Genomic DNA, 19,664 nt, shown 5'->3' on the forward strand with positions numbered 1-19,664 from the left:
ATGGAAAAAATCCAATACATCGGCGAAACCCTACTGCCCGGGCAGATTGGGCAATTGGGGGTTTTGCTGGCATTTGTAGGCGCTTTGTTGTCGATGGTGGCTTATTGGTTTGCCACCCAAAGGCGAGAAAGTGCAGAATTTGATAGTTGGCGCAGCATAGGGCGTTACGCATTTTTGGCGCACGGTTTGGGCATTTTCGCCTTGATTGGTGCACTGTTGTACGCCATGATCAATCAGTTGTACGAATACCAGTACGTTCAGGCACACGTTTCGGAAGAACTGCCCATGAAGTTCATTTTTTCCGCTTTGTGGGAAGGTCAAGAAGGTAGTTTTTTGCTCTGGATGTTTTGGCATGTCCTCCTGGGTTTTGTGCTACTCTTTAACGGCAAAACCTGGGAAACACCTACACTAACCGTTATCGCAGCCATTCAGGCCGTTTTAGCAACCATGCTCCTGGGGATTTATGTAGGTTTTGGCGATGAACCCGCCAAATTTGGGAGCAACCCCATGTTGCTCTTGCGCCAAACGATCGATGCGCCCATTTTTGCACAAGCTGACTATTTGAAACTGATCAAAGGCAATGGTCTGAATCCGGCGCTGCAAAATTACTGGATGACCATTCACCCACCGACCTTGTTCCTGGGTTTTGCGTCAACCGCTATTCCATTCGCTTTTGCCATTGCGGGCTTGTGGACAAAGCGCCATGTAGAGTGGTTAAAACCAGCCCTGCCTTGGGCGCTGTTTTGTGGCTCCATCCTCGGCATAGGTATTCTGATGGGTTCCGCCTGGGCCTACGAAGCGCTCAACTTTGGCGGCTATTGGGCCTGGGACCCAGTGGAAAACACCTCCTTGGTACCCTGGTTGTTGATTGTTGCCGGAGTGCATACCAACCTAATTTCGAAGGCTACCGGGCATTCCGTCCGCAGTTCCTATATCTTTTACTTGCTTGGCTTTTTGCTTGTGGTCTACTCTACCTTCCTCACGCGCAGTGGAGTTTTGGGTGAAACATCGGTACACGCCTTTACGGAAATGGGGCTGGAAAATCAATTGATCCTGTTCATTTCTGCCTTCACACTGACAGGCCTAGGCTTGATGATCTGGCGCTGGCGGGAAATTCCTCATCCCAAATCGGAAGAGCATACCACCTCCAAAGAATTCTGGATGTTCATCGGCACTTTGATTTTGTTGTTTTCGGCGGTGCTCATTACGGGCTCTACTTCTTTGCCGGTTTACAACAAGATCATGCAGGTATTTAACCCAGCATTTCAAGGTAAGGTCATCACCGAACCCGTAGCACACTTCAACAAGTACCAGCTCTGGATTGCCGTATTCATTGGTTATTTTTCTGGTTTTGCCCAGTTTTTGCGCTTCCGGGAAAACAACTGGAGCAAAAATGCAATGCGTTTTGCGATCCATTTAGGGGCTGGGCTGGGCATTGCCGCTGTTTTGACTTATTTAAGCAGCCTTTTGATCAATTTGCATACCTGGCAATACACCTTGCTTACCTTTAGTGCCTATTTCACCATTGTGAGTAACCTCGACTACTTGATCACTCACTTGCGTGGTAAGCTTAAAATTGCCGGGTCGGCCTTTTCACACATTGGTTTCGGACTGATGATTGTGGGCATTATGGCTTCGGGGGTAAACCGCAAAATCATTTCTTCCAACGCCTTTTTGATGGATGGTTTGATCGCGGGTGGGGATGAGGAATTGAGCAAAAAGAACATCACCTTGTTCCGCAACGTGCCTACCATGATGCAGGACTACCTGGTGACCTTTAAAAAGGATACGCTGGAGCACTTTACCCGGACTTATACGGTAAACTACCAACGTAAGAATAAAAAAGGGAAAGTAGTAGAGGATTTTAACCTTTACCCAACCATCCTTTACGATAAATCCTTTACCAAAATTGCCACCTCCAATCCAGATACCCGGCATTATGTGCTTAAGGACGTGTTTACGCACATCAGCGCCTTGCCAGAGGTAGAGCAAAACTTTGAGCTCAAAAAACAACGGGAAGAGGAACTTAAGTATAAAACCTTGAACCTGGAACAAGGCCGTACTCAAATCCTGCATGATACCCTGGATGTGGAAAATCAGGATACGGTGTTCCGTCGCACTTTCCAGATTAGCCTGGAATCAATCAGCCGCAATCCGGTGCACCATGAATACAAACCCGAACCTGGTGATTTGGCCTTCAGCACCAAACTCAAAATTCGCCGAAGTGATGACGACAGTGTGTACTACGCCAATCCGGTTATTTTGCTGCGGGGCCAATTGATTTACACTTATCCCGATCAGGTGGATGACCTGAGTGCCAAGTTCAAAATCAGTCAGGATGCTATTGAAAAGGTATTTGCGCTGGAGAATCAGCTCAAGTACGAAAACCTCAATTTGCGCCAGGGTGACGTAGGTCAATGGCAAGACCTCAAAATCAGGTTTACCGGCTTCAATAAGGCCCCCGAGCATCCAGATTACAGCCGCAAGGAAGGTGATCTGGCCGTGGGCGCCAAGCTGGACATTACAGGGCCAGATGGTAAAACCTACCATGCCGAACCGATCTTCCTAATCCGGGAGCAGCAGCCTTTGAACGTTAAGGTGGAAGTACCCGAATTAGGCTTAAATGTGCGTTTCCCTTTGCTGGATCCGGGCAAAGAAACGATTCAATTGATGTTGGCTAAAAGTACGGCACCGAGCAGCATTCCGGTTGAGGTTGCTACTGATGCCTTGCCCTCGAATTACATCGTTTTGGAAGCAATGGAGTTTCCGGGGATCAATGTGTTCTGGTTTGGTTCGCTACTGATGATGTTTGGCTTGGGCTTCAGCATCTGGAACCGGATGAGCACCCGACGCAGCGGAGAATCCCTAGCCTAACTCGACTTAGGTTTTTCTTCGGTGCCTTAGGTTTCTTAGGCGGTGAAATATTGACCTGATAATCAGGTATTTACTTTTTCACCACCTAAGAAACCTAAGGCACTAAAGAAAAACCATAGATTTATACTAAACACCAACTTGTGATTCAAACCATCAGCATCGTAGGCGCTGGAAAAGTCGCCACCCACCTCAGTAAAAGGCTCCAGGCATGTGGCCTGACCATCCGCCAAATTTACAGCCGACAATTAAAAGATGCTCAGGAGCTGGCAGCAGCTGTCAAGGCCGAGGGCGTCAATCAATGGAAAGATTTACAATTTTCAGGGCTGGATTTACTTATTATCGCGGTCAAAGACCAGGCTATTCCTGAAGTCGCACAGCACTTAAGTACACTACCCTCCCACTCTATCCTCGTCGTACATACTTCTGGCAGTAGCCCTTTGAGCTGGTTAAACGCTCTTCCACGTCACGGTATATTTTATCCCTTACAAAGCTTTTCGCCTGGTCGGGAACCTAATTTTGAGCAAATTCCCATTTGTGTGGAGGCGCCTAATCCTGTCGATCAAAACCTTTTGGTCGAACTTGGTCAACGCATCAGTCAAAAAGTACAAATTACTAGTGAAGCGGATCGGCGCAGCCTGCACCTCGCTGCGGTTTTTGTCAATAACTTCGCCAATCATTTGTACCAGATTGCGGCGAAAATTTTGGCCGAGCGCCACTTGCCTTTTGACTTGTTGTTGCCACTGATTCAGGAAACAGCAGCCAAAATCCAGGGCCACGATCCAGCCGAAATGCAAACTGGACCAGCCTTACGCGGTGATCGGGCAACAATTGAGCGACACCTCGATATGTTGGAAGAACACCCGGAATGGCGGGAGTTATATGGGGTATTCACAGCATTGATTAGGGCATAAAATGTATAAGAATTTGTAGTTTTGACCTTGCTATTTTTAATCAATTCCCTATTGCCATGTCAACAGAGAAACAGCAAGGTGTAACTGGTTTGAGCGCAACCCTACTCCAATGGATGGGAACTGCTCTGGTCACCATAGTTTGGATCAGTAGTGGTTTATTTGGTTTGTACATCCTGGCCTTTTATGCCGCGGCCGCCTACCAGGGTGAAATGAATCGCTGGAACAAAGTTTTGCCTGAGTTGTATGGACCTAGCAGCGGTACAGCTAATGCGGGTATTGGATTGCACTTTGCAGCAGGGGGAATTATCCTCATTTTGGGCAGCATTCAGTTGATCGACGCCATACGCAATCGTTATCCATCTTTTCATCGCTGGGTTGGGCGGGTGTATGTTCTTGCATCTGTCTTTGCTGGGCTTGGCGGATTGAGTTTTATCTTGATCAAAGGCACCATTGGTGGCATGGTGATGGATATAGGTTTTGGGTTATACGGTGCGTTGATGTTGATTTGTGCCACCGAAACTTTTCGGCATGCCCGAGCGCGACGCATTGAACTGCATCGAGCCTGGGCCTTGCGCCTTTATGCCTTAGCTATTGGTTCTTGGTTGTATAGGATGGATTATGGCTTTTGGATTTTATTGACTGATGGCTGGGGGCACGAAGATTACTTTACCGGGCCATTTGATAAGGTTATGGCCTTTTTCTTTTACTTGCCTAACTTGTTGGTAGCCGAAATTTTCATTCAAAAACTCAAATCAAAAACATCACTGGCTTTTAATCTTGTCGGAACGCTTTTATTGCTGGCAGTCAACGGTTTTCTGGTGCTTGGGACTTACTTTTTTACGAAACATTATTGGGGTCCGGCGATTTTGACCTGGATCACAGGCTGAGTGTAGAGACGCACGGCTGTGCGTCTCTGAATCGAATTTTATGTCAAAAAGAGACGCACAGCCGTGCATTCCTATGGTCAAATGATCATTTCAACTCCAATACCGTTGCGGTCTTCCCTTTCAACTCTAAACTTTTCCCCAAGCTCAACATCTCCCCACTCAGCACATCCACTGCGCTTGTTTTCCCTTTGATCACTTCGGCAAAGTGACCTAAATCAAGTGACTTGCTATTTGCATTTTTATTCATCAACACCAAAACCGTTTCATCAGCAGTGTACCGTGCAAACACATACACCCCATCTTGTGGCCCAAAATGCAGCGTTTTACCATTGTGAATCACCGTTTTTTGCTTGCGCCAGTTCAACATTTTTTTCATAAAAGACTGGATGCGCAGCTGATCAGCACTCAAACCTTGCCCAGTAAAAGCATTCACTGCATCGCCCGCCCAACCGCCGGGAAAATCGGTCCGAATCAGGCCATGGTCACCAGGTTTGGCACTGTTGTCGATCAATACTTCGGTTCCGTAATAAATCTGGGGAATGCCCCGGACGGTCAACAAATAAGTCAAAGCCATTTGGGTGAGATCGACATCCTTTTTCAATTGGGTAAAAATGCGATCCATATCGTGGTTGTCCCCAAAAACCATCAGGGCCTGGGGGTTGGCGTACACAAAATCGTTAGCCAGTGCCTCGTACAATTTATCGAAACCGCCCCTGCCAGGCTCGGTCAAAGCTTGCACCAAGGCTGCTTGCAAAGGAAAATCCATGGGGCTTTCCAAACAACTGGTATAACCATCGTGGTTCTTTTTGCCTTGTTGCCAATAAGCAGCAATGAGCGGATTAGTGCTCCACTCCTCCCCTACGATGCTAAAATTGGGGTATTCATTCATGATGGCGCAACTCCAGTTTTTCAAAAAGTTCTTTTCTGAATATGGATAGGTATCCTGGCGAATGCCCCCCAAACCCAAGGTTTCGATCCACCAGATGCTATTTTGGATCAGGTATTTGGCCAAAAACGGATTTTGGTGGTTCATATCGGGCATATCGGGCACAAACCAGCCTTGTGTCATTAGTTTTTTATCCACTTGAGCCGCGTAAAGATCTTCATTGATGGTACGGCGGTGGTTGGTAACCTGCATGGAATCAGGGTAATTGACCCAGTTTTTAAAGGGTAAATCCTCCATCCACCAGTATTTTACCCCAGAGTGATTGACCACATCGTCTTTGATGAGTTTGATGCCCTTTTCACGGGCTTTATTCGCCAATTCTTTATAGTCTTCAAGGCTCCCGAAACGGGGATCAACTTTGTAATAATCGGTGATTGCATACCCGTGGTAGGACCATCTGGGCATATCATTTTCGAGTAGTGGTGTAGGCCAAATGGCCGTAAAACCCATAGCAGCCAGGTAATCCAGGCTATTGATGATGCCCCGGATGTCGCCCCCGTGGCGGGCGTAATCTTCCTTGCGGTTGATGGTTTTTTCCCGCAAGGTATCACTTTTGTCATTGCTTGGGTCGGCATTGACAAAGCGGTCAGGTGTAACCAAATAAATGACATCTTTTGAACTGAAGCCCATTTGATTTTGAGCGGCCTTGTTGCGTGGCAAGAGGGGGTACTGGTAAGTGATCGTTGGCGAGCCAGCTTTTCTGAAATTGATGCTGAATTTTCCCGGTTTGGTGCCCGGAGCAATCAATAAACTGATGAAGAGATAGTTGGGGCTATCTCCACGATTAATGGTTTTGATGCTTACCCCAGGATAGCTGATGCTGGGACTTGTGCTGCCGATATTGGGGCCGTGTACTAGCAACTGTAGTTCCGGGTTTTTCATGCCCACCCACCAGTTGGAAGGTTCAATGCGTTCAATTTGAGCGAATAAACCCATTGCCCAGAGGCTCAACAGCCCGCTGATCATCCATTTCGATTTCAACATTGCTAATCTGTTTAGGTCTCAATGCCTCAGCACTGAGTAAGTTTCAAGCGGCAAAATAGAATAAAAAAAAATAGCCACAAAGACACAAAGGCACGAAGGAGCATTGCCCTTCGTGCCTTTGTGTCGTTTTAGCCCTGAAAGGGCGATATATCTCCTCAAAGGGCATAGCCCTTTATTTCTCGCTCAAACTCATCCGAATCTTTTTCTCCAGATCACTCACTGTCTCTTTGAAAAACGGATCCGTTTCCATCAAATCCTGTACGGTACGGCAAGAATAAATCACTGTACTGTGGTCCCGGCCTCCAAACACTTCACCCAGTGCTTTCAACGAACGATCGGTCATGTTTTTAGCCAGGTACATACTCAATTGACGCGCAATCACAATGGAGCGTTTGCGGGTTTTGCCATTGAGGGTTTCGACGGGTACCTTGAAATATTCCGCTACGAGTTTTTGAATGAACTCGACGGTGATTTCTTTATTGATTTCGGTTACAAAATTTCGCACCACCTCTTTGGCCAAATCGATGTCGATTTCACGGCGGTTCAAAGAGGATTGGGCAATCAGACTGATCAGCACCCCTTCCAGTTCGCGGATGTTGTTTTTGATGTTGTAGCAGATAAACTCAGTGACATCCTGGGCGATTTCAACCCCTTCCATCATCATCTTGTGCTCCAGGATGGCGATGCGGGTTTCAAGATCGGGGGCTTGCAAATCGGCAGAAAGGCCCCATTTGAAACGTGAGATCAAACGCTCCTCCATGTCCTGCAAGTCCTTGGGGGGACGGTCAGAAGTAAGGATGATTTGTTTGCCGTTTTGATGTAGCTGGTTAAAAATATGGAAGAATATATCCTGCGTTTTTTTCTTGCCTTCCAAAAATTGGATGTCATCTACAATCAGCACATCGATGTGTTGGTAAAAAGTGACCACATCATTGATGGCGTTGTTCTTGATTCCCGCGATGATTTGGTTGGTAAATTTTTCGGAGGAAACGTAGAGTACCGTTTTCGCCGGAAATTTTTCCAAAATCTCATTGCCAATCGCTTGTGCCAGGTGCGTTTTGCCCAAACCCACATTGCCAAAAATGACTAAGGGGTTAAAAGAAGTTTGCCCGGGTTTACGGGAAATAGCATAACCGGCGGAACGAGCCAATCGATTGCAATCTCCCTCGATGTAATTGTCGAAGCGATAGTTTGGGTTTAACTGAGGATCCACCTTCATCTTTTTAATCCCCGGAATCACAAAGGGATTTTTGATGGAGTCGGTATCCACATTATTGTAGTAGGGCAATTGGTCGGAAAGAGACACATTACCAGGGTTGCTGGAATTCGGTTTTTCAAAACCATTCCCATTTCCAGCATAAACTTTACGTTTTTCTTCTTCGCGGGGGTCGTTTACCAAAATTTGGTATTCCAGGCGTGCTTTGTCGCCCAACTGACTACGGATACTTGTTTTGAGCAGCGATACGTAATGTTCCTCCAACCATTCATAGAAGTACTTGTTGGGTACCTGAATGGTCAGCGCGTTTCCATCTAGCCGCACAGGCTTGATGGGCTCGAACCAAGTTCTGAATGCCTGCATGTTAACATTGTTGCGAATGTTTTGCAGACAGCTCTCCCACACTGTAGCATGATCTTTAACCATTCTCCAGAATCTTTCGCCAAAGGGCGTTAAACAATAAATAGTCTCAATTTGTAAAAGAGAGCGTATCAGTAAGTTAATAAAAAAGGTGAGTTTGTTCAAGAGCTTTAGTCTCGCAATTTGTACAAACCGTTCCTTCCATCAGAGGGATACAAAGATGGAAAAAAGAATCCGTTTAGGGAAATCCGTTCGTCGACTTTTTTCTGATCAAATGAGCAAAAAAACTGGAACTGCCTGTAAACCTATGGGCTCTGGGCCGAAATATTTTTTTTGGGTTTATATCCAGTCTTGTAATTTCAACCCGCTGAATATTTGTTCTAAATTTTTTGTTGTCATACAAGGGTTTTTATGCAATTTCTTGCTTTAATTTCCTTGCTCTCGTTGTAGATAATAAGCCGCATTTTCGGCCACTACAATGTCCAACGGAAGGTGTTGTACCCTGGGTAATTGTTTTTTAAAAATAAAATAATCCGTCAGGTTTTTAATTGCTAAATAACCCTGGTAGTTGGCATTCTGGTTGATTAAAAAATCAATTTTTCCCATTTGTAAAAAGTGCAGGTTGTTGGGTAAAAGATCATAGCCCAGGATAGGCAAATGAACTTGAGAAAGGTCTTGAATCGCCTCTACCAGTTTATAAGCCCGAGAGTTAGAGACAAACACAGTTTTTATGTCAGCGTATTGTTGGAGCAATCCATTCAGTAAGGCCTCCAAACGTTCAGGGTTGTCAAAATCCTCTATATCCTGCCGCAGCACAGCAAATGAATCCTGATCCTTTTGTGCCAAAAAATGCCGCAAACCTTGTTCTTTGTCCATGAGGTGTTTGGCATTCGTGGTTTCCTTATCCAGATTGAGCAACAAAACCCTGCCTGATCCATTCATGACTGTGCTAAGGAGTTTGCCTGCTAATACGCCACTTTGATAAGAATCCTGACCAATGTAAGACATCACTTGAGGGTGTTCTACATCCGTATTGACCAGGATGGTGGGCACTTCCACCTCGGCGCAATGGTCGAGTAGTTCCAATGACTCTTTGAGAAAAATAGGTGGGAAAACCAGCGCAGCTGGCTTTTGATCAATCAAGTCAAGTGCACTCCTTTTAAAATCCTGTGGACTGAACAAATCGAACATTTGTTCAAGCAAACCTATGCCATAATGCCTAACAGATTGCTGAGCCCGACGCATTCCCAGCAAGGGCAAATCCCAGTATGGATCACTATGCAATTGCGGCATCAATACCCCAATCTTGATCACCCGATTGAAGGCTAAAGTACTGGCAATGAGGTTGGGTTCAAAATCCAACGCTTCCATTACCTCCAAGACTTTTGCTTTTACTTCGGGTGAAACCCTACCCCGGTCGTGAATAACCCGATCCACCGTTCCCACCGAAACTCCAGCTTGCTCCGCAATGTCTTTGATGGTGATTCGTTTATTCATTGCTTTAAAAAAAATTGAATGCAAAATTAAATTTTAGGGTGTGCGCACACACAAAGGTAGAAAAAAGTATGTGTCCGCAAACGCTAAAATTTTTTCTTGCGTGTGCGCACACACAATTTAAAAAAATATCTACCTTTGTCCCAAGTGAGGTAATTAAGATGAAAGCTCTTATTTTCGCTGCGCGTGTTGCATCAAAATTTGGTCGCACGATGAAGAAACTCATCAAATAAGCTATCGACAAGTGAAAAATAAGGCAGTCATTGGAATTGACATCGGCGGAACAGGTACCAAACTGGCCATCGTCGATGTAAATGGACAAATCCTCGAGCGCAGTAGTTATGATACCCAATCACGAAAAGGGTCAGAAGCCTTTATAGAAGGGCTAACCGAGGCGGTGACAGAACTGCGCGATCGGGTTGCTGCTTCAAGTGAAATAATCGGTATTGGAATTGGCACTCCGGCCTGTAATGAAATGGAAGGAACCATTACCGGAGCAGCCAATATGCCATTCCCAGATACAGAAACGGTTCCTGTCCGCCAATTGGTGGAGGAACGTTGCGGATTACCTACTCGATTGGCCAATGATGCCAATGTGGCAGCCCTGGGCGAAGGCCAATTCGGAGGCGCCAGGGGAATGAAAAACTATGCCTTGATTACCTTAGGTACAGGAGTCGGCTCCGGAGTAATTGTTGATGGAAAAATCGTCATTGGCCACCATGGATTAGCCAGCGAATTTGGACACACCTTTGTTGTACGTGATGGGCGCAGTTGTGGTTGTGGCCAAAAGGGTTGTATAGAAACTTATGCTTCCGCTACGGGCATCAAAAGAACTGTTTTTGAATTGATGAGCATCTATACCCAGGACAGTCCATTGCGCAATTTTAGCTATCACCAACTGAGCGCCCGGGACATTACTCAAGCTGCCCAGAGGGGAGATTTTTTAGCCCAAGAAGCTTTTCGTTTAACTGGAGAAATTCTGGGTTACAAAATTGCCGACCTGATGGTCCTATTTGACCCTAAGGCCGTTTTTTTAGCGGGTGGCTTGGCTCTGGCTGGATCATTGATCTTGGATCCTGCACGTGAAAGTTTGGAAAAGCATACAATGCCCATGTTCAAAGGTAAATGTGAAATAAGATTGTCTGAATTGGGAAGTGAAGATGCTGCGTTGTTAGGCGCTGCTTCCCTTATATACAAGAGTTGAGAGGTTGAGAAGTTGAGAAGTTAAGATCGGTCGCTGAGCGAAGTCGAAGCGCTGTTCTCAACTTCTCAACCCCTCAACTTCTCAACTGAACCTTAAAATTCGTTCCACATGGACTTTCTAAAATACCAGCTTAAGTCGGTAGAAAAAATTTCGACTAAAGTTTGGGCAGATGCCCGCGAAGGCTCAAAGCACGTAGCCCAATCCATCGCTTTAGCCATTCGTCAACGGCAACAAGAAGGCGAACACATCGTATTGGGCCTGGCCACAGGGTCTTCTCCGATTCAGGTGTACCAGGAATTGGTGCGTATGCACAAAGAAGAAGGTTTGAGTTTTAAAAACGTGATCACCTTCAACCTGGATGAGTATTTCCCCATGAAACCCGATGCACAGCAGAGTTATGTGCGTTTTATGAGGGAATACCTCTTTGACCATGTGGACATCAAAAAGGAAAACATCAACATTCCCGATGGCACCATTCCCATGGAGCAAGCGGATGAATATTGCCGCCAGTACGATAAAAAAATCGAACTCCTCGGAGGCATCGATATCCAGTTGTTGGGGATTGGCCGGACCGGGCACATTGGTTTCAATGAACCAGGTTCCTGGGATACCTCCGATACCCGTCTGGTGCGCCTGGATGCGCTCACCCGCAGGGACGCACTTAAAGATTTCCCCAGCGAAGAGGACGTGCCTTATCGCGCATTAACGATGGGGATTCGCTCCATCATGAGGGCTAAGGCAATTCACCTGCTGGCTTGGGGGCAACACAAGGCTGAAGTCGTAAAAAGGGCGGTTGAAGGAGAGATTACCCCCTCCATTCCTGCTTCCTTTTTGCAAAAACACCCTGGTACCCGTTTCCATTTGGATACTGGTGCCGCCGAAGCCCTCACCAAATATGAATCACCCTGGTTGGTAGGTATGTGCAACTGGGATGACGATTTGATTTGTAAAGCGGTCGTTTGGCTTTCTCAAAAAGTAGGTAAACCCATCCTCAAACTCACCAGCGAAGATTACAATGAGCATGGCTTGAGTGACTTGACTTTGGAATATGCCGCGGCTTACGAAATCAACATCAAAATTTTCAACCGCTTACAACATACTATCACTGGTTGGCCCGGCGGCAAACCCAATGCAGACGATTCAACCCGTCCTGAACGGGCCAAACCTGCCAAAAAACGGGTCATCATCTTCAGTCCCCACCCGGATGATGACGTGATTTCAATGGGCGGAACGTTCCTTCGTTTGGTAGAACAAGGCCACGATGTCCACGTTGCGTACCAAACTTCAGGCAACATTGCCGTTCACGACTACGATGCCTTGCGTTTTGTAGAATTTCTGCAAGAATACAATGAAACGGGTGCCAACAATGGCGCAAAAGACGAGCTGGACAAAAAGTATAAAAAAGTACTCAAGTTTTTGCACGACAAAAAATCGGATGAAGTGGACATTGCCGAGGTCCGTAGTGTGAAAGGTTTGATCCGTCGGGGTGAAGCCCGGGCGGGAGCTCGCTTCTGCGGTCTGGACGACAAACACATCCATTTCCTGGATATGCCTTTTTATGAAACGGGCCGCACGCGCAAAAATCCGGTAGGTGAAGACGATGTCAAAATCATCGCGGATTTGATGGAAAGCATCAAGCCTCATCAGGTTTACGCGGCTGGAGACTTGGCTGATCCACACGGCACTCACCGTGTTTGTCTGGACGCCATCTTTATGGCTTTTGAAAAACTGAAAGAGGAATCCTGGATGAAGGATTGTTGGTTGTGGCTCTATCGGGGCGCCTGGCATGAATGGTCAACCCACGAGATTGAAATGGCAGTGCCGATTAGTCCGGAGCAGTTGCTGAAGAAACGTCGGGCCATCTTTATGCACCAGTCCCAAAAGGACCGCCCACCTTTCCCTGGCAACGACGAACGGGAATTCTGGCAACGCGCAGAAGACCGCAACCGCGAAACTGCACACATATATCGCCAGCTAGGCTTGGCGGAATACGAAGCGATTGAGGCATTCCGGCGTTGGAAGTTTTAATCGAAGAACTTGCTTATAATTCTAAGGTGTTCCTTAAGTGTCTTAGGTTTCTTAGGTGGTGAAGAATTTTTTTTACCACCTAAGAAACCTAAGGCACTTAAGAGGCACCTTAGTCAAATCAGATTGCATGAAACACCTTCTTGTTTACTTATCCCTATTTTTGAGCGTATTCACCAACGCCCAATCCCCTACCCTTCCCATTATTCCCATCCCACAAAAAATCACCCCCAAGGCCGGCCAATTTGAATTAAATGCCCAAACCACCCTGCGCTTTGACCTCAACAACGAGCAAATCGCACTGGCCAGCAACTACTTCAATCAATGGTTGAGCAAATATGCAGGTTATAGCTTGTCAACTGGTAAGCTGGACAAAAACAATATTGTACTGGAACTGACTCCAGGGGTAAGTAAGGCCGAAGGTTATCGCCTGCAAATCAGCGGGGATCAAATCAAAATTCAAGCCTGGCAACCTGCGGGCTTGTTTTACGGCATTCAAACCCTGATCCAGCTTTTTCCCGTTCAAGCTACCGCAAGTACCAAGCTTGCCGCAGTAGATATTGAAGACCACCCAGCCTTTGCCTATCGGGGAGCGATGCTGGACGTTGGGCGTTATTTTTTCCCAGTTGACCAAGTCAAGGCCTTCATCGATATGTTGGCGCGGTACAAAATCAACCGCTTCCATTGGCACTTGACGGAAGACCAGGGCTGGCGCATTGAAATCAAAAAATACCCCAAACTGCAGGAAGTAGCCGCCTGGCGTAAGGAGACAGCCGCTGGACATCTCAGCAGTGCCACCCGTCAATTTGACGGCCAAAAACACGGCGGATATTACACCCAGGAAGAAGTGAAAGACATTGTGGAGTACGCCCGCAAACGTTTCATTACCGTGATTCCTGAGATTGAAATGCCTGGCCATGCCCAAGCGGCAATTGCCGCTTACCCCGAATTGGGTTGCCTCGATACCAAACTGGAAGTGGGTACGGTATGGGGTGTTTCAAAAAATGTATTTTGTCCCAATGAAGCTACCTTTGCCTTTCTGGAAAATGTACTCACCGAGGTCATGGCTCTTTTTCCCAGTCCCTATATCCACATTGGTGGCGATGAATGCCCCAAGGATCAGTGGAAAACCAATGCCACTGCGCAGGCCATCATCAAACGGGAAAAACTAAAGGATGAGCACGAGTTGCAAAGCTACTTCATTCGGAGGATGGAAAAGTTTTTGAACCAACACGGCCGGCAAATCATCGGCTGGGATGAAATATTGGAGGGAGGCCTGGCACCGAATGCTACAGTGATGTCCTGGCGGGGCACCGAAGGTGGCATTGAAGCAGCCAAACAAGGGCACGATGTCATCATGACGCCTACCTCCTACTGTTATCTCGATTACTACCAATCTTTACACGCCGATGAGCCATTGGCCATCGGCGGCTTTTTGCCCCTGGAAAAAGTATACAGCTACAATCCCATTCCGGCTGAATTGAATGCGGAGCAAGCCAAATACATCCTGGGTGCACAAGCCAATCTTTGGACCGAATACATCAGCACCGAATCCAAGTTACAGTACATGTTTTCGCCCCGCGCCCAAGCCTTGGCGGAAACAACCTGGTCGGGCGAAAGTCGCAAAAACTTCCCCGATTTTGTGCAACGCCTGGCGGTACACATGCAGCGTTGGAAAAAAGAAGGCTACAATTTTGGCAATCACTTGTATGATGTAAAGGCCATGGCGAAAGTGGAAGGAAATGGAGTCAAATTTGAGGCCTCCAATCCCGCCAAACAAGGCAGTATTCGCTACAGCAACAATGGCAGCAACCCTACCGCGAGCAGCCCGGTAGTAGACGCCACTCAGGCCATCACCCAAAGTGGGAAATATGTGTTTCAAACTTTCCAGGATGGACAAGCTGTTGGACGTTCAGCCAGCTTGGAGTTGAGTTTCCACAAAGCTGCGGGCAAAAAAATTACTTTGAACTCCGAACCTGCCAAACAATACAGCGCAGGCGGGCCAGGCTCCATCATCAACGGAGTGATTGGTAGCGATCAGCGATTCAACGACGCAGAATGGTTGGGATTTTCTGGCAAAGACTTCAGTGCGGTAATCGACCTCGGCAAAGCGAGCAGCCTCAAACAATTGAAGCTTCGTTTTTTCAACAATCCAGGCCAATGGGTGTATGCGCCCAAGGACGTAAAGGTAAGTTGGAGCAACGATGGGGAAAATTTTGGCAAAAGCCAAAGCAGCGTGGTTAGCGTAGGCACAGACAAAATTGTTCCGCTAAATTTGGCGCTGAAAAACGCCAAGGGCCGTTACCTGAAACTGGAAGTCAGCAACTACGGGGAGATTCCAGCAGGAGCGCCCGGAGCAGGCAGTAAAGCCTGGTTGTTTGTGGATGAAATTGTTATAGAATAATTGCAGATTTGGGGATTCCGGATTTCGGCCAGAGCACACCTTAGCAACCGAGATCTGAAATCCCAAATCCGAAATGATACATCAATGTACGGCATAACCAAAAAAACCTTAACCGACGTTTACCAGGAACTGGAAAACATCGAAGTCAGCGACAATGCTTTTGAACCCATCGCTGAATTACTGGACGAGGCGATTGCGCTCAGCAGCAAAATCTGTCCCCGCAATAGCTACACCCTGACTGCCCTTGAAAAAACCTGGAAGCAAAAGTTACAGGCGGCGGGTGCCATCGAGAAACACTTGCCTTCACACCTCACTGAGTTGGATGAAGTGCGGAAGGGCGTGATGATGGAGGTGTATTCGAATTTATATTTTGGGATTTAGGCCAGAATACGCTGCGATTCCAGCCCGCTTCTACCGCTATTTCCGTTGCAGCGCAAGTATCTCCTTACTGATTACATGTTCCATGGTTTCCCAGTTTGGTTTCAGGAGTTGCAATTGTAATCCACTGGGAACAACTTTAAAATGGTAAATTTCGCCATCGACCCAATTGCCCCCGTCCAATGTTTTAAAAAAAATAATGGCATCGTACTCGATCCCTTCTCCGAAGTCGGTGATCAATTCGTAGTATTTGAAGTCTTTAAAGTTGTGGACTTTGCCATCATTATCGAACTGGATTTCGGCAGGTTTCGTGGTGGTTTTGTACTTTCCCGCAATCAATATTTTCCTCAATTCGGTTTGTAAGTCCGTATCCACTTTCCGGTATTCATCGAAGGTTTTTGTCTGCGGGAAATACATTTTTAAATGATTGTTTCCATCATAGTCCAGTTCAAACGGGTCCGAAAAAGCAGGGAAATCCGAAAGTCGAGTCAGGTCATTTACAAATTTGCTCTTAACACTGTCGTATTTGATGGGGCTGCTGTAGCCAATTTCGTGGGGGGTAAACCCTTCCAAAAATGCCGAGTCGGTCTGCAAATTCTTTGCATCAAGTGTAAATCCTTGGACTTTGGTGCGGTAGTCTCTGCTGCTGTAAATGGATTTGCTTGTTTCGATGTCCTTCAGATAAGACTCGGAAATCCAAAGCCCTTGCAACTGGGCTATGTTTTCGTTCGCAATTGCCTTTTTGCTTTCCTCTTGAGGGTTTTTAGAGGTAGTGCTTTTGCTGTCGCAGGAGAATAAGGCTAGGGTAAGTAGAAGACTGAAGATGGTCTTGGTCATGGTTTGTTAGGTATTAGGTGCGTAAGTTACGGTATACAACAATTTCAGTGGATTGTACCGAAACCGCAGGGAAGATAGGGAGATCAAGGTATTCCAACAATGAAGCCTGGCATAATTTTTTGCTTCGCGCAGAACCTTCGGTGGAGTGCTTTTTTTAATCCCAATTAGGTAAAAATCCTAGAGGGCGTTTAAGATATTTTTTATATGGTTCGAATTTGTATTTTGGGATTTGAGGGTAGATAAATCCGGTCCAATCTTCTGGTCAATTAATCCGTACCCACCACGTCCCATCTGCGTATTGATACGCAACTATACCATCTGCCACTGTTGAATAAACACTTACAAGCGTAGTTGCCAAATCATGATCATCTCGATCTTTACAGTAGTCTATTTTATAACAGTTTTTAAAAAGAGTCCCATTAACTGATAAGGTATCGTGATGCATCGGTTTTAAGTCGCTTAGGTCACATCCCAGGAAAATCCTAAAATTGAAATTCAATACGGTCGATTCTGTGTCGGGATATCTCACAATCCTAACTAAATCAGCGTCTTCAGTTATTTCTTTCTTCTCCAAGTTATTAGCACCCATTTCGATCTGTGAAAGTGACCAATGGTCAGTGGGGAATTGCCTATACCTCACAGAAATATGCTTTGAATTACGGGCATTGATAAAGTAACCTTTTCGATTGTTGATCGCAGAATCAATTTTAGTGATCAAAAAACTGTCAATCTCATTTTTTGAACTTTTAAATACCAAAGTATCTCCAGGATGGTAAGGCTTTATCAGTTCTCTAAATGAATTGTCAATCCTGAATTTTTCTTCTGGAAATGCATCATAATAGCATGAATTCAATAGTAGGTATAAAATGCAAGTGCAAAGAATCCTCATAGATATTCATTGAGCCAAACGTTCTAACAAGTTATCGTCTTCGGCCAGTATGGTGTTGAAATTCAACGATAACCGGATTTTCTCTCCAGATTCTTTTTCGATTTGCCGCAAATACTGAAGCAATTCGCTCAGTACATCTTCTGGCAAAGTCTCCACGATTTTATTGATTTCTTCCTTTATCTCCATGTCTAGAAGTATTGGTTTGATCCAAAAATACTCGAATAAACTGATTATCTCAAGCCGTTTTTGCTCATTGCTTCCACACTTTTACAGCCATACTCCCGCCACCAGCCTGAGCACGTAGAATCACCAGCCCACTCACATGCTCTGGGATATGGAAATCCAGCTCATGCGCCCCTGCACTCAATTCACCTTCAAAAACTTGCCCGAGTTTTTGCCCCAATAAATTAAATAATTCCAGGCGAAGTTTCAATCCCTCTTCCAGATTCAACTTGATCCTCGCCCCTTCCTGATACAAAGCCGGCACCTCCATCTTTACGCCCAATAGTGACAAAGGCTGCCGCGTAGACGTAGCCACTCCCCTAACCCGGTCCCAATAATCACTTTTTTGCGTACGCAATCCTTCTGCACTGGCCACCGGAGATTTGATGTCGAGGTAAGGGTCTTTTTGGTAATCATATGGTGGCCATACTGTGAGACCAGTGCCATTGGGATTTCCCGTACGGGCAAAGTTGGTCCAGTAGTCCATCAGCGCCTTTGCCACTAACTTATCGTTGTTGTTGAATGAGGCGCTTTTTCCGTAATTCGTCTCCTCAATACTTTGAAAAAGGAAGGGTAATTCCAGACCGTGAGCTGCTCCAAAAATAGCCCCTACTCCAGCCTGGGCATGGGAAAAAAGATATCTCCAAACGGGTTCCGTTTGAAAAATGTCCAATCCTTTCGCCAGTCGGCGAGCCGGAGCCGTAAACTGGGCATCCGTCAAGGTTTGAATGTAAGACTGCCGTGCCTGGGCATTGGTCGTTCCGGGAGGATATAAGGTTAAACCCTCTGCTTCATAGGCCTCTGGTACATAGGCATCGAAAAGGGTGCGCACCTGCGCCGGGGTCACCACCAGGGGACTGGAAGCGGACATTTCATCGGCATTGGAGCCAATCAGGACTGGCATTTTATTGTGTTGGCCAGTCAAAAATACCGAGGCTGGATCCTTTGGAATTATCAAGCCATCCACCACTGGGCCCCAGCCCAGGGTTACCTTGCCACCAGACAGTGGGCTTTCCAATTCTGCGATGATTTTCGATACGGGTAGGGCTTTTAAGCATTGCAATTGTTGATCCAGGCTCCCGGTTGCACAGCCCATGCGAGAGGCAAAGGATTTGCTGAAGTTTTCTCCTACAACATAGGGTGCAGCAATGGGTGAACCACTCTGGATGCCAGCCCGATGAAACAGCCCTTTCGCCGAGGGTATGGTCAACAAAAGAGAAGTATTCACCGCTCCCGCTGATTCACCAAATACCATCACATTGCCCGGATCGCCGCCAAATTTTGCAATGTTGTCTCTGACCCATTCCAGTGCAAGAATCTGGTCCATGGTGCCGTAATTGCCCGAGGTTTTGGAACTACTGGCCGCAGCTACCGCAGGATGGGACATGAAGCCAAGCGCACCGAGGCGATAGTTGATCGTGACGACCACCACATCCTTGCGCGAAGCCAGGAATTTTCCAGTGTACAGGAAGGCACCTCCGTTTAGGGTTTCCGAAGCTGAGCCTTGTTGATTGCCTCCACCATGGATAAAAAATAGTACGGGCCGTTTACCAGTTAAGGCTGGAGTCCACACATTAAGGTACAGGCAATCCTCCTCCCCCTCCGTGGTAGCACTATCCTGAGTCGGACTGAAGTTTTTTTGTGGGCATTTTGGTGAAAAGTCGGCGGTCATCCGGGTCTGGCTCCAGGGGGCTGGCGGTTGTGGTGCTTGCCAGCGTAGCTCCCCTACTGGTGGTTTAGCGTAGGGAATTCCTTTGAAAGCCAAAGCCCCCTCTTCTGAGATCCCGGAGATTGGGCCATAAGTTGTGGTGACGGTCGTTTGAGCAGGTAAAATGGTGATAAACATGCCCAGGAAAAGGAAGAAGTATAAAAATCGAAGCATAGGTTTGGGTTTTATGTCTCCTTGGACGATTCGATGAGCTTTTGGTTTAATTTTATAATTTTAAATTAAAAAGAAAATTTCGTCTGAGTAAAAATTATTTTAGAAAATTAAGCTCAGGGCACTTAGTTTACTCAATTTGTGTACATTGTGC

Annotated in this window: 13 protein-coding genes; 7 read left to right on the forward strand and 6 right to left on the reverse strand. The window is 46.5% G+C overall.

What is annotated here, in order from left to right; genetic code table 11:
• The 3 genes from ccsA to ACO08K_RS24625 all read left to right on the forward strand — a co-directional run bounded on the left by ccsA (nucleotide 1) and on the right by ACO08K_RS24625 (nucleotide 4,672).
• Nucleotides 1-2,874 (forward strand): cytochrome c biogenesis protein CcsA, encoded by a 2,874-nt coding sequence (gene ccsA / locus ACO08K_RS24615; RefSeq protein WP_421799141.1) that lies wholly within the window; start codon nucleotides 1-3, stop codon nucleotides 2,872-2,874.
• Between the two features lie 140 nt (nucleotides 2,875-3,014).
• Entirely contained in the window at nucleotides 3,015-3,785 is a 771-nt protein-coding gene (locus tag ACO08K_RS24620) for a Rossmann-like and DUF2520 domain-containing protein (RefSeq protein WP_421799142.1), read from the forward strand.
• 56 nt (nucleotides 3,786-3,841) lie between these two features.
• Complete coding sequence (locus ACO08K_RS24625) at nucleotides 3,842-4,672, forward strand: DUF2306 domain-containing protein (RefSeq protein WP_421799143.1); 831 nt, start codon at nucleotides 3,842-3,844, stop codon at nucleotides 4,670-4,672.
• 85 nt (nucleotides 4,673-4,757) lie between these two features.
• Here the strand turns inward: ACO08K_RS24625 and ACO08K_RS24630 are convergent, their stop codons facing one another.
• From ACO08K_RS24630 to ACO08K_RS24640, 3 genes are all read right to left on the reverse strand, one after another.
• A complete protein-coding gene (locus ACO08K_RS24630; protein ID WP_421799144.1) occupies nucleotides 4,758-6,602 on the reverse strand; it encodes a glycoside hydrolase family 13 protein in 1,845 nt (614 codons plus the stop codon).
• 172 nt (nucleotides 6,603-6,774) lie between these two features.
• A complete protein-coding gene (gene dnaA, locus ACO08K_RS24635; RefSeq protein WP_421799145.1) occupies nucleotides 6,775-8,244 on the reverse strand; it encodes a chromosomal replication initiator protein DnaA in 1,470 nt (489 codons plus the stop codon).
• Between the two features lie 360 nt (nucleotides 8,245-8,604).
• Nucleotides 8,605-9,675, reverse strand: coding sequence for a substrate-binding domain-containing protein (locus ACO08K_RS24640; protein ID WP_421799146.1), 1,071 nt, complete (start codon nucleotides 9,673-9,675; stop codon nucleotides 8,605-8,607).
• Between the two features lie 241 nt (nucleotides 9,676-9,916).
• Between ACO08K_RS24640 and ACO08K_RS24645 the strand changes: the two genes are divergently transcribed.
• The 4 genes from ACO08K_RS24645 to ACO08K_RS24660 all read left to right on the forward strand — a co-directional run bounded on the left by ACO08K_RS24645 (nucleotide 9,917) and on the right by ACO08K_RS24660 (nucleotide 15,686).
• Nucleotides 9,917-10,876, forward strand: coding sequence for an ROK family protein (locus tag ACO08K_RS24645; RefSeq protein WP_421799147.1), 960 nt, complete (start codon nucleotides 9,917-9,919; stop codon nucleotides 10,874-10,876).
• A 108-nt stretch (nucleotides 10,877-10,984) separates the two neighbouring features.
• The gene (gene nagB, locus ACO08K_RS24650; protein ID WP_421799148.1) at nucleotides 10,985-12,904 is read left to right on the forward strand and encodes a glucosamine-6-phosphate deaminase; all 1,920 of its coding nucleotides are present in this window, start codon (nucleotides 10,985-10,987) and stop codon (nucleotides 12,902-12,904) included.
• A 127-nt stretch (nucleotides 12,905-13,031) separates the two neighbouring features.
• Nucleotides 13,032-15,305, forward strand: coding sequence for a family 20 glycosylhydrolase (locus ACO08K_RS24655; RefSeq protein WP_421799149.1), 2,274 nt, complete (start codon nucleotides 13,032-13,034; stop codon nucleotides 15,303-15,305).
• Between the two features lie 84 nt (nucleotides 15,306-15,389).
• The gene (locus ACO08K_RS24660) at nucleotides 15,390-15,686 is read left to right on the forward strand and encodes a hypothetical protein (protein WP_421799150.1); all 297 of its coding nucleotides are present in this window, start codon (nucleotides 15,390-15,392) and stop codon (nucleotides 15,684-15,686) included.
• A 36-nt stretch (nucleotides 15,687-15,722) separates the two neighbouring features.
• Here the strand turns inward: ACO08K_RS24660 and ACO08K_RS24665 are convergent, their stop codons facing one another.
• From ACO08K_RS24665 to ACO08K_RS24675, 3 genes are all read right to left on the reverse strand, one after another.
• A complete protein-coding gene (locus tag ACO08K_RS24665) occupies nucleotides 15,723-16,520 on the reverse strand; it encodes a hypothetical protein (RefSeq protein WP_421799151.1) in 798 nt (265 codons plus the stop codon).
• Nucleotides 16,521-17,415: 895 nt separating this feature from the next.
• Nucleotides 17,416-17,595 (reverse strand): hypothetical protein, encoded by a 180-nt coding sequence (locus ACO08K_RS24670; protein WP_421799152.1) that lies wholly within the window; start codon nucleotides 17,593-17,595, stop codon nucleotides 17,416-17,418.
• Nucleotides 17,596-17,659: 64 nt separating this feature from the next.
• Nucleotides 17,660-19,513, reverse strand: coding sequence for a carboxylesterase/lipase family protein (locus ACO08K_RS24675; protein WP_421799153.1), 1,854 nt, complete (start codon nucleotides 19,511-19,513; stop codon nucleotides 17,660-17,662).
• Between the last annotated feature and the right edge of the window lie 151 nt (nucleotides 19,514-19,664).

Source organism: Haliscomenobacter sp. (assembly GCF_965225875.1).
In the GTDB taxonomy this organism is placed as follows: domain Bacteria; phylum Bacteroidota; class Bacteroidia; order Chitinophagales; family Saprospiraceae; genus Haliscomenobacter.